Source organism: Chryseobacterium sp. Leaf405 (assembly GCF_001425355.1).
In the GTDB taxonomy this organism is placed as follows: domain Bacteria; phylum Bacteroidota; class Bacteroidia; order Flavobacteriales; family Weeksellaceae; genus Chryseobacterium.
Genome location: NZ_LMQN01000020.1, coordinates 123409 through 136162 on the forward strand (window position 1 = coordinate 123409; position 12754 = coordinate 136162).

8 protein-coding genes and 1 pseudogene are annotated in these 12754 nt (G+C 29.6%); 8 read left to right on the forward strand and 1 reads right to left on the reverse strand.

Annotated elements, in window-relative coordinates:
* Nucleotides 1-583: 583 nt before the first annotated feature.
* Nucleotides 584-1111 carry a hypothetical protein gene (locus ASG22_RS19925; protein ID WP_055988384.1) on the reverse strand — a complete coding sequence of 176 codons (528 nt, stop codon included), beginning with the start codon at nucleotides 1109-1111 and terminating at the stop codon, nucleotides 584-586.
* A gap of 347 nt (nucleotides 1112-1458) precedes the next feature.
* Here ASG22_RS19925 and ASG22_RS19930 point away from each other — a divergent pair, with 347 nt between their 5' ends.
* The 8 genes and pseudogenes from ASG22_RS19930 (at nucleotide 1459) to ASG22_RS19975 (ending at nucleotide 12035) form a co-directional block, all read left to right on the forward strand.
* Nucleotides 1459-2217 carry a P-loop NTPase fold protein gene (locus ASG22_RS19930; protein WP_055988386.1) on the forward strand — a complete coding sequence of 253 codons (759 nt, stop codon included), beginning with the start codon at nucleotides 1459-1461 and terminating at the stop codon, nucleotides 2215-2217.
* 1137 nt (nucleotides 2218-3354) lie between these two features.
* A pseudogene (gene map / locus ASG22_RS19945) lies at nucleotides 3355-4118 on the forward strand (type I methionyl aminopeptidase).
* A gap of 653 nt (nucleotides 4119-4771) precedes the next feature.
* A complete protein-coding gene (locus tag ASG22_RS19950; protein ID WP_131726224.1) occupies nucleotides 4772-5233 on the forward strand; it encodes a hypothetical protein in 462 nt (153 codons plus the stop codon).
* Between the two features lie 408 nt (nucleotides 5234-5641).
* The gene (locus ASG22_RS19955) at nucleotides 5642-6172 is read left to right on the forward strand and encodes a hypothetical protein (RefSeq protein ID WP_055988393.1); all 531 of its coding nucleotides are present in this window, start codon (nucleotides 5642-5644) and stop codon (nucleotides 6170-6172) included.
* A gap of 503 nt (nucleotides 6173-6675) precedes the next feature.
* Entirely contained in the window at nucleotides 6676-7221 is a 546-nt protein-coding gene (locus tag ASG22_RS19960; RefSeq protein ID WP_055988396.1) for a hypothetical protein, read from the forward strand.
* Nucleotides 7222-7812: 591 nt separating this feature from the next.
* The gene (locus ASG22_RS19965) at nucleotides 7813-8811 is read left to right on the forward strand and encodes a leucine-rich repeat domain-containing protein (RefSeq protein ID WP_055988398.1); all 999 of its coding nucleotides are present in this window, start codon (nucleotides 7813-7815) and stop codon (nucleotides 8809-8811) included.
* A 1569-nt stretch (nucleotides 8812-10380) separates the two neighbouring features.
* Nucleotides 10381-10779 (forward strand): LytR/AlgR family response regulator transcription factor, encoded by a 399-nt coding sequence (locus tag ASG22_RS21080; protein ID WP_157844739.1) that lies wholly within the window; start codon nucleotides 10381-10383, stop codon nucleotides 10777-10779.
* Between the two features lie 113 nt (nucleotides 10780-10892).
* A complete protein-coding gene (locus ASG22_RS19975; RefSeq protein WP_185113829.1) occupies nucleotides 10893-12035 on the forward strand; it encodes an acyltransferase family protein in 1143 nt (380 codons plus the stop codon).
* The last annotated feature ends 719 nt before the right edge of the window (nucleotides 12036-12754 follow it).

Genomic DNA, 12754 nt, shown 5'->3' on the forward strand with positions numbered 1-12754 from the left:
AACTCTTCAATATCAATTATTTTATAATCCAGTCATGAATAAGTATTTAAATAGTAGATATACTGAAAAAGATGCTGCCTTCGGTTAATGAAGAATATTTAAATTATATGTAATTAGACTTTAAATGATTATTTTATTTGATTCAAAATTTACATTGAAATAAATTTGTAATTTTCATTCATCATAACCGTCTGAATATCATTAATCGAACCTATTTCTACAGAAAAGTTGGTTCGATTAAAAGTCGGACATTATCTAACGCTCTGTTTTTCTGTAATCTGAAGATGTGAAGACTGTTTTTTTTAAGGCTGTATAAAAACATGATTTGGAACTGAAGTCCACCAGATACAAGATTTCGAGACTGTCAAATTGGGTTTTCTTTCAAAATCTGCTTGGCATCCATAATTCTGTATTCATTTATAAAATCAAAAAAAGATTTTCCTATCTGCTGATTGATGAGTATGGACAGTTCCTTTTCCTGCATATCGACCTGCGAGGCCAGTCTCGACAGGGAGAAATTATTTTTGGTGATCCATTTCTTTTAAAAGTATTTTATTCATTTCGGCTATTGTGATTCAAATTCTTATGAGCGGTAGTGTTTGTCTTCACTTCTTTTATTTACAATGATCAGAGCATTATTTAGTTTTTCTTTCAGACTTCCATAATTGTCAATATGAGAAATTGCCTGTTCTAAAAAAGGTATTTCCATTTTGTAGATTTTATAATTCTTAATATGAATTTTCATTCGTTCTGAACTGTTCTTTCCTATGTACCGATAAAATTCAAAACGCTCAATATGTCGAAAGTAAATAAATCCGAACTCAGGTGTCCATATTCCATTTTTAGAAATTCTAAAAACCAATTTACTTTTTTTAAGTGCACCATAAATGAAAAAGCAGCCTATAATAATTAGTAAGATTCCGTAAAGTGTATTTATTTTTAGTAGGATGTAAAGTGCAAACACGAGCATTAAAAATCCAAAAATAGCTAAACCAAAAGGTTGTTTAGTTTCGTAATAATTACTGTAAAATTGTTCTTTGTCAATTTCCAATTTCTTAGAAATCTTATTTTCATAATTACATCTGAAAATGTTGTAATTTTTATCTGTCATTATTTAAATAGAGTGAATTTGTTTTATCCTGCTGTATTAAATTCTTTATATTCCCTTTTCATCTAAACTTATATCATTGTACTTTCATTTCAAAAATGTTTCATGGTGAAATTTTGAGCTCATCTGCAGATTCACAAATGTAAGTAATTTGTCAAGGCCACTGTTATCACATAATATAGAAATTTGATCCTTAATAATTTCGAATTTTCATATTGACTTTCCATTTTTACAATTTTTTGCGCTTATTATTTCTTTTCTTTGTTTCTCAATCAAAAAAGAAAATACATAAAAATGGAAAAGCGATCTGCCAATAGATTTGAGAGTTGATTTAAAAAATAAATTTTTAGTTGAAAGATCAATGTAATGGTGAATTGAGCTTGCTTAAAAGTGAACAAAAAATTGAGCTAAAAAGAGTAGTTAAAATAGCCAGTAAATTGTCATCTGAATTAATTCCAGTACTTATTAAAGGTTTTGCGGAACAAAAATTTGGAAAAGATTTTACTGAATACATTCATGCTGTTGTTAAAGGTGGAGGGAAAATAATGGAAAAATATATTGAAGATTATACGGAGAAAAAGCAATCATTAGCTGAATTTAAAATTGAATTAGAAAAAGCTATATCCATAATATCACCTGATAAACCTGTAATATTTTTTATAGATGAATTAGATAGATGCAGACCAAATTACTCAGTAGAAATCTTAGAAAAAGTAAAGCATTTTTTTAATGTTAAAAATATAATATTTGTATTGGCTATTGACAAGGTTCAATTAGGTCATGCTATCTGTGGTGTATATAATTCAGAAAAAATAAATTCTAATGAATATTTAAAGAGGTTTATTGATATTGAATATACTATACCAGAGCCAAAAGCTGAATCATACATTAATTATCTGTCTGATAGATTTAGCATAAATGCATTCTTTGATGGTGGAAGAGCAGAAGAATTGAGGGATCTAAAAAATTTTGGTAAAGTTATATTTGGAAATAGTCATTTAAGGACAATCGAAAAAATGATGGGTATTTTGGCGGTCTTCTTTAATTTCCAACCAAGGAAGATTTATTCATTTCCCTTTACTTTTAATATTAATTTATTTAAAAATTGAGAGAAAAGATTATTATGATGGTTTTTATAGTAAAAAGTATCCTTTTAATGAAGTACGAGAGAAGCTAGATGATCTTTATCAAGTATTTCCTAAACCTTTATTTAGTACAATAGAAGCACAATTTGTAATTGCATATGCAAATTATAAAGGCTCTGATGTTTTAAATAAGATGGTGATAGATATGGACAGTGTGAAATATAATAGCAAAAAATAATTCAAATGATGTTTTAATCGTGCTTCAGTCGTATTCGAGGGAACTTCGTAATGATACAATATCTTTAAACTTAGAAGATTACTTTAAAAGAATTAGTATTACTGAAGAATTTGAAATTTTTTAAAGATTAAAAAGTCTCATGAAACGATAAAAACAAATTGTCTATTAATAATATAAGTAACTTTTCAAAAAGTTAAAACATAAGATTAATGTAATGTGGAAATTCGAAAATGACAAGGCATTTAAAAAATACAGCTAATGACAAAAAATACATTACGGAAAATTAAAATAGACAATGAGAATTACCTATGGAAGAGGCTACATGTTCATTTAACAAATTATGAACATTCAAAATGCGTTGAAAGGATTGTGATTTATCTGGCAGGATATAAAAAATCTCCGCTTCAACTCTCGTTTCGAGAAGAGGATAATTTAATTCTTAAACCCGATATCGAAAAAAGAAAAATGGCGCGTAGGATATCCCGAAGATGGAGTAATTTGGTTGTATAAAACTCCTTTACCCCATAATAAATCATATCCAGCTAATAAGCAACAAACTGTTGAGATTAATTTTAATCGGCCGGCTGTTATAGCAGAGTTAATTCGATATTTTCTTCATGAAGATTGGAAGCCAAAAGAAAGTATAAGACCATATATTATTGAAGATGCGTTGAGATTCCTTGAGATAATTGAATTGCCTAAAGGTATTGCATAAGTGTAATGAGATACCTCATTTATAGTATTCTGGGCGAGAGAATAAAAATAATACCCTATAAGAATAGCTGCAGATAGTAAAAATTAAGATTAAGTCTCACAAAACGATAAATTAGACCTTGATTTACAATTATATATGTCTAAAATAGAATCCTTAAATTGTAAAAAATAGCTTAGTAACTATTGGCTAATTATTAATTAATCTATATATGTCTATAACCAAAGAATCTGAACTTATCGGAATGCAAAAAGTAAGTGAAGCTGTTGCTCATACTTTGAAAGAGATGAAAAAATTTGTTAAGCCTGGTATAACAACAAAAGAACTGGATGACTTTGGAGCTGAAATACTCAAAGGATTTGGTCAAAATCAGCTCCCTACCTTACCTATCAGTTTCCTGGTTGTGCTTGCATCAGCGTTAATAATGAATTTTGTCACGGAATTCCTTCAAAAAATACAGTTTTAAAGGAAGGTGATCTAATAAATATAGATGTGTCTGCAGAATTAGACGGTTTCTGGTCTGATAACGGTAACTCTTTTGTAATTGGAGTTGATGTCAATCAGCATCAGCCATTGGTGGATGCTTCTAGAGAAATACTTAAGAAAGCGATTCACTCAATAAAAGGAGGCGTGAAAATAGCTGATGTGGGGTATCTCATGGAGACAGAAGCTAAAAAGAAAGGTTATAAGGTTATTAAAAATTTAGGTGGACATGGAATTGGAAGGAGTCTTCATGAGCATCCTGAAGAACTTCTCAATTATAGAAACCGATATGATCAGAGGCGTTTTAAGGAAAATTCGGTAGTCGCAATCGAAACGTTTATTACAACAGATTCATCATATGCAGTAGAACTCAATGACGGTTGGACTATGGTTGATGACAAGGGTGGGTTTATGGCTCAGCATGAACATACTATTTTAATTACAGATGGAATACCAATAATTTTAACGGAAATGAATGGTATCTATAATTAGTTTAGTTGATATCATCTTGAATACCGTCTGTTCGGAGACAATGTACATCGTATTTGCTCGTCCACAAAGTGGCAAGATAGATATGTCACCTATAAAATTTCTGGAGTTATAAAAATAGCGTGTAGATATAACGATAGTCAGAGCGATTTTAAAATTTATTTTAGAATTAGTACTAATAAGCGTCGAAAAATTTCCGATGCTTTTTTTATTCAGTTCACCTGTTTATTATAGTAACCTGGATACTACAGATAATTCAGAACTTCATGCAATTATCTCAAAAAAACGATGTATCTATTACTTGCGCTATCAAAATAGGAATGTATTAGTGAGATGCTGAATGTTTGATGTACAAGTAAACCAGGAAATAGAGTGGGGGTATTAACTTTCAATGAAGTGCAGAAAAAGAATGCCAGAGGTAATATGAGTTTTAAAATCCAATTGCAGAATGTTTGGAGAGTATATTAGCAATAAATTATTACTTATCTCATAAAATAATATCAACCTTAGATAACTAAATATTATTTTAGAAATTATCTCAAAAAAGATACACAGATGTTTTTGCAAAATTATAATAGTTTAATTTAACACAATCTGTAAATCCACAAGTTTTACGATATTTTATTCCAGTTATCATCAATTAAGAAAATATTAAAATGAAAATACTTACAATAATTTTATCAGTTTGCATATTTATTATGGTTTCTTCCTGTGGAATTTGCTTTCCCACAAATCTTGAATTCAAAAATATTAGGTATTTTACATCTGAGTCTTTAAAAAATATAGATTTAAATTCTGAATATCGCCAAACAAAGACTTATGAAGCAACACGCGATTTAAAGATGATAAATGGTCCGTATGAACCAAATAATATTTCAATTAGATTCCTACCAAATGGTTATATACAAGGTTTTTGGACTTCCAACAACAAAAGTCAACAAGGAATAATTTATACGAAGGATGGAAAATTGTTTATTGACAAAATTGGAGCGGACCAGGATGGATGTAAATTTATTGATACTTATAGAGTGAAAGTGGATGAAAATAAATTAACTATGATTCATTACGGAGGAATTACTAATCAAAAAAGAGTATTTGAATACAATAAAGCAAAATAAATAAAAATATGTACAACAAGGACTTAGCAATCATTAACGATTTTTTTTATGACCACATTTATATTTAAACTGGTTCACTCATGCGATCAAATTAATACACATAGATCTCAAAAAACGATGAATCTATATTTACCCTATCAAATAGGAATGTATTAGTGAAATGCTGAATGTTTGATGTGCAAGTAAAATAGGAAATAGAGTGGGGGTATTTAGCTTTCAATAAAGTTGCAGAAAAAAAATGCCATAAGTAATATGAGTTTTAAATCCAATTGCAGAATGTTTGGAGAGTATTAGTAATAAAATTATACTTAACAATCTCAGAAAACGATATGAAAAGATCATAAATCTTATATTTACGCATTAAGGGAATTTGGATAATAGAAATATTATTAGAAATACAAATAGATTATGGAATACAATTATTTTCATGGAGCAATTTTAATCGATCGAGATTATGACTTTTCAAAAAAATTCATTATCCAAGAAATGATTAAAAAAAAATACTATTATTTCCACCCAAATATTTTCTCATTGGGAGAAAGTGAATACCCATACTATTACGAAAACATATTAGTCTCTTTTGGACGAACAGCAAAATATTTTGTTGATAATGAAAATGAGCTAAAAGTATTTTTGAATGAATTCGAAGATATTTTAAACAATTTAGATTTTGAAACTGCGCAAATTATAGTTCAAGCAAGTTATGCTGACTACAAATTATTTTGGATTAATAAAGAAAAACTATTAAATAATCCTGGAGATCTTTTAAAAACCACATTGCAATATTTTGAAGAGAACCAAATTAGATATTATGAAACTGAAAAGCTATATTTCGGTTTTGGTGAAGTCGACTTGTTTACAGGATACGTTTTTGATAAATATGATGATGAAAAATTATTAGATTTTGATAGAAAATACCCAAGTTTTGTTTATCCGTAGACTATTAAAATAGATTAAAAAATCTCACAAAATGATGATAACAGATTACCAACTTATAAATATTTTTTGTGAAAACCTAAAGAAAAAATTACACGCAAACTGTAATTTATATTACGACAGCTTTATAATATAAATAACAGCAATTTATATAAGCCCTCAACACTTTCAGGTGTTGAGGGCTTTTCTATTTAAACTAACCTAATAAATAAACCATGTAGTTATTTTACTACATCAACTTCCATTTTCCACTACAAAGAAACTTTTATAGCTGCCGTAGATTTGTAGTGTTCAAAGAGAACAATTAAACAAGAATAAAAATTAAATTTTACTATCATGAAAAAACTAATCGCAATCGCAGCCTTAACTATTGGAGCAACCATATTAGGAACTAACAATGTACAAGCTCAAAANTAATGATTTAGATTCTAATATTTATCGCTGCCGTAGATTTGTAGTGTTCAAAGAGAGCAATTAAACAAGAATAAAAATTAAATTTTACTATCATGAAAAAACTAATCGCAATCGCAGCCTTAACTATTGGAGCAACCATATTAGGAACTAACAATGTACAAGCTCAAAACACTACCGCTACCACAACCGTAAACATTACTCTGAACGATGTAATATCTATCGACGCGGGAAGTACTGCAATCGGTAATACGGTTGACTTCAACTATGCTACTGCAGCTGATTATAACTCTGATCAGACGATCACTAAAGCCAACTCTTTAAAAGTGACTTCAACGAAGAACTTTAATGTTAAAGTAAAAGCAGGTGGGGCTAATTTCATGAATGGAACCAACTTAATCCCAGTCAATGTTTTAACGATCAAAGCCGCTACAGCTGCCGGAACTATGGGTGGAACAAAAAGTGCTGTCGTTTTATCTGCAACGGATCAGACTTTAGTATCAAATGCTCCGCTTGGAAGTGCATTAACACTGAATTTAGATTACACGATCCCTGCAGCGAAATCATCATCTTCTGATATCTTAGGTAAACCAGCAGGAACTTACACGCAAACAGTAACTTATACTGCAACTGCTTTATAATAAAATTTTTTCATATTAATATTTTGTGATTTGGTGTTTCGAAGGCTTCCTACGGGAGGCCTTTGATTTTGTAATTATTGATAACAGTATTGAGGAAATTTAAAATCTGGGAATAAGTATCTATCAGCTGTAAAGTAGAATCGATGTTTTTGACATATAAGTCTAATTAAATTAGTACATCATACCAAAAATTCAGTAAATTTATTAAGCCGTTCTATATCTTTTTTTTAAATTATCAAATCTCAAAAAACGATGGATCTATTACTTACGCTATAAAAATGTAATAGTGAAATGCCGAATGTTTTATGTACAAGTAAACCAGGAAATAGAGTGGGGGTATTTAACTTTCAATGAAGTGCAGAAAAAGAATAACTAATATTATTTTTAAAGCTAATTGCAGAATGTTTGGAGAGTAGTATTACTAATCTAATCACATATTTAACTTAACAATCTCACAAAACGATAAGGTGAAAAAGGATGGAAAAAGTAATTCAAAAAATCTTAACTACTGCTTTTCATACCGATATCCGTTCTATTTTTGGTGGATATGCACTATGATGTAACGGGTATAAGCAAGTTAGCAGAAATCTTATGAAAACAGCAGCCAAATATGCCATATTATTCATTCTACTAGCATTCAATACTTATTGTTTTGCACAACCTGGTTGGTCTGAAGTTGGCGGTTCATTGAATGATCTTACACAAACAGATATCGATGAATGCGTAAACTCAAATTGCCAAATAAAGTACATTACTATTAATTGCGGAACAGACCTGAAAAAATTGAACATTCTAAATGGTCTAGAAAATTTAGCATTACATTTTGATATTGAAAAAATTCCTGATGAGTTTTCGAAACTTGATAACCTCAAATATTTAATTATAGTGTCCAATAATCTAAAGGACGTTTCAGCATTGGGAAAATTGAAAAATTTAAGTAAGTTAAGTATCATGAATTACTCTGAAGATCGAATTCCAAAAGGGTTTCAATTTCTTCAAAATATTGAAGAATTAGAGATTACTGGTGAATTCAAAAACGCTTCTGGAATAGAAAATATGATTAATTTGAAAAAATTAAAATTATCCTCCAAAAATTTAAGATATCTTCCTGATTTCACTTTTCAAAATAATATTGAAGAGTTAGAGCTTGGATATATTCAAGAAAAATTTATTTTCAGCAATCTTTCTTTTTTAACTAAACTTAAAATCTTTGGTTTATTCGAGTCTTCGATAAAGAAATTTCCAAATACCCTCACAAAAGATATAGAGGAAATAACTATTTGGAGGGCTAAAAATCTAACTGATATTCAAAATATTGAACAATCCATTAATCTAGAGAAATTATATATTTATTTTTCTGCAATTAAAAGATTACCGTCTTCAAATTTTCTTTCTAAAATTCGATGTATTGAAATAAATGGTAACGAGAATTTAAAGTTTCAAATAAAAAATATAATAGTGGCAATTGTAAAGAAGTTTTTGAAAATGGAAAATTATAAAAGACTTCTGCTAACAGCCGCTAAAAAATGGCTGGTTCTTGTTAGGTTGAACCTCTATTTTCCTCAATTTCGTTTCTGTTCGGCACAATAATATGATGCTAGCCAACCTTCAACAACTTTTATTAGAGAATTAAGTAGTTTTTTGGTAATGTGGTCAAAAATAGTTGGTGTTTTTGACAAAAATAATTTGTAGTTTTCAGGGATTGATTGGAAGAGGAAATGAGCAATGCAGGGGTGCAACTCATTAGCGATACAATCAATGCTGTAAACAAAAATTTAAAAGGATTGTATTTGGACAAAAAAACATTTAACAATCGATGGAAAGAAAAATCTAGTAAAAAAAGATTTCTTGAAAAAAATATTCGACAAAAGTGGTAATTGTCGTAGAACAAGAAATTTAAAAAAAGTATAAAAATCACGGATTAAGTGCTCGTCTCAAAAAACGATAAATAATTTCTATGAATCAGGAAAATATTGCAATTCTAAAAAGGAATTTCAAGTGGAGTGAAGAACAGATCCAATTAGGATTGAGAGCTAAGTTCAAATGTGAATACTGTGATAAAGATTTATTATCATTAATTGATAACTATAAACTCTGGCAAAAGGATCATATAATTCCTCGAAGTTCAATAATTTAAAATTTTGACTACGAATCTTTTGAAAACTTAGCAATTGCATGTACACAATGTAATAAAGATTATAAAGTGAGATATAATGTAGCAGAGAAATTAGATTATGAAAAAAACAGATCAGATATGTTTTACATTTGAGGAAATATATTGTTGAGATAAAATTTACTAAACAAAATGAACTTAATGAGATGAGAAAATATTTGATTGACTCATCTGACAAAACTATATTATAAATGAATTGGAATGAGATCAATGCAATTCTGCATATAGACATCCTTAATTACTCAAATTGTACATTTTTCCAATTTTTTGTTTTTTGTCTTACATTTGATGAATAATATGCACTGAGACAGGTATTAACATTTTTTGCTGAGTGCACCGCTTGATAAAAGTTATAAATATTTGTTATGAATAAAGATCAGATCAATAAGGTTAGATAATGCATGTACCATTATTTTATTTGAATTGTTTCATTGGATTGACTTCTAATTTATTTAATTTTGGTCACTCAATAATTCAGAATGCATTTATATTTTAATAGAGAATTTCTTTTAAGCAAAATTGATTATCCTAAAAGATTCAGATCTGAAAAACTGATGAAGAGTTCAATAACCGTGTTCTTTTGTATTTTGTTTTTTTTATTGTTATTTAAGCCTTTTGGCGTTTCTGATCCAGAGCTTAAAATACATTATTTTTTAACATGTCTTTTGCACGCAGCTGCGCCGGCAATTATATTGTTCGTCTATTTTAGTTTGTTTAATCATTTGAATAATAACAAGACAGAAATAAGCTGGACCTTACTAAAGGAATTTCTAAATATTGGAATTCTGCTTGTATTAATCGGTATTGTCAGTTTTTTGATGCGAGATTTGCTTTATGATAACCCGCAGAACTGGTCTTGGCGATATTTATATGAAGAAATCAGAAATTGTTTAATTGCCGGAATCTTTTTTTACTTTTTTCTGAGGATTACAAGTTTTTATTTTGAATCCAAAAAGGGATCGCCCGCTGTAATCCAATTTAATCCTATGATTGTACCTGAAGTAAAAGCAGATTTTAAATCAGATTTATTTATACGGACAAATTTAAAGCAGGATGATTTTTATCTGGATATTGAAAATTTGCTTTTTGTTAAAGCGGATGGGAATTATGTTGAATTGACCAGATTCGCAGATGGACAGATTATTAATGAGGTGAAAAGAATTTCTTTGACCCAATTTGAAAACCAACTTTCATCTCACGTCAATTTTTTTAGATGCCATAGAGCTTATCTTGTCAATATGCTAAAAATTGAAAAGGTGAGTGGTAACTCTCAGGGATACGCTGTTTCGCTGAAAGGTACTGACCTGAAAGTCCCCGTATCGAGAAAACAAACGGACAGTTTCAATTCCTGTTATCAAACACTTAGTAACAGAAACAATACTTAAGTTAGTTTTTCGTAACAAAACCTAGTTACCCGTCACAACTGCTTTTGTAACAGTTCTTTCTTACCGTAGGTTTGCCATAGAAATTAATAAAACTTTTTATGATGACAAACTCAATGGTCACCCCTGACAAGAATTCTGGAACCTTAAATCAGCTGATATATATTGACACTATCAAAGTTCTGCTAACGATTTTAGTGGTGCTTCATCACACTTTTATAGCTTATAGTTCTTCCGATGGCTGGTATTATAATGAGCCGACCTCTGTTAAGGGCGCAAAAATGGTAATGACCATGTTCGTGAGTGTAAACCAGTCTTTTTTTATGGGATTTTTCTTTTTACTGGCTGCGTATTTTACAGGATCATCTTACGCTAAGAAAGGATTTGCCAAATTTGTTAAAGACCGACTTGTGAGACTTGGTATCCCTATATTGTTTTACTCCTTTATTCTCACACCCTTTATGTGCTATCTGGTGTATTATTTCGGAAAGGGTAATCATATTGGCATTAGAGAATATTTGAGCGGCTACAATAGCTGGGTCGATCTTGGTGTCACTTGGTTTATAGCAGCACTATTGGTTTTCACTTTGATTTATGTGATTTTAAAAAGATTCTTTAAAATCGCTTTTAATAAACCTGTTATGGTACCAGGAATGAGCGCTATATTATGGTTTTCAGTAGGATTAGGAATTATCACTTTTTTGGTTAGAATTATTTTTCCAGTTGGATGGGTGCTGAAACCTGTTGGATTTCAGTTGGGACATTTTCCGCAGTATATTGCATTGTTCGTTGTTGGTCTGTTGGCTGCTAAAAATAATTGGTTTGATCAACTTTCTTACAAAGTTGGAAGACAACTTAAAAGGTCTGCGGTAATCTGCCTTTTGTTTTTTCCTGTATTTCTTGTCATTGCCATTAAATTAAATACCCCAATTTCTTATTTCTCAGGTGGTTTCCATTGGCAAGCCTTGATTTATGCGCTGTGGGAACAATGGATTGGCATTTCAATTATAACCGCATTGCTCATCAAAGGAAAAAAGAGCTTGAATAAGTCTTCAAGATTGTCACGTCGATTGTCAAGAAGTAGTTTTGCGGTATATATTTTCCATCCGCTTGTCATAGTATTGATCACATTATCGTTAAAGAATTGGCAAATCGACTCAGCCATTAAAATTTTATTTGCAGTACCAATTATTGTAATGTTCAGTTTTTTAATAGGATTGTTATTAGTATTGATTCCTGGAACCAAAAAGATAATTTAGTATTGCAAAGGTTTGGCTTACATAATTATTTATAGCGGGTAACCAATTGATTTTTTATAAAGGTGCATTGATCCGGCAAAATTATCACGATAATTCTATTTATTTTTGTACTGGTTATTTCAAAAGCTCAATAGAAACGAATGAGTCTACATTTTATATTAAAAATAAAGAACCTATTACTTCTAAAAGATATTACAGAGATTTATCCGGAAACTGGATTTTGCTTGATAAAAATGTGCTTATTACAAAGGATAACTGGAAATCAACTTCTATAAAGATAAACTAAATTTAGAATTAGAATTAAGAAATCAAATATTTACGGTTATCCGTAAACAGTTAAACTGGAATAATTCTTAATTTGTACAAACAAATTTCTGATAGTAAAGTAATAATATTAAAGATAAATTTACCTACCCAAAATGATTAATGTAAAACATCCTTTAGAAGAACTCAATAAGAAACAAGAAAGCTTTTTAGAAAGTCTTCCTGATGATCAAAAAAATTTCATTCACTATTATTTTCTTATGGGAATGCAGCTTATTATAATTTGAATGTTGATCCAACAGAAGAAGATTATGAAGAATGGTTGCTGGGTTTAGAAGGGAATTTCAAAAATGAAATGAAAAATAAAGGATTTGAAAATTGTAAAGGAATATTATCTTTTGCTCGTTATGTGAGAGAAAAAAGAGATATTGGACTGGAAGATTTTGTTTTAAATC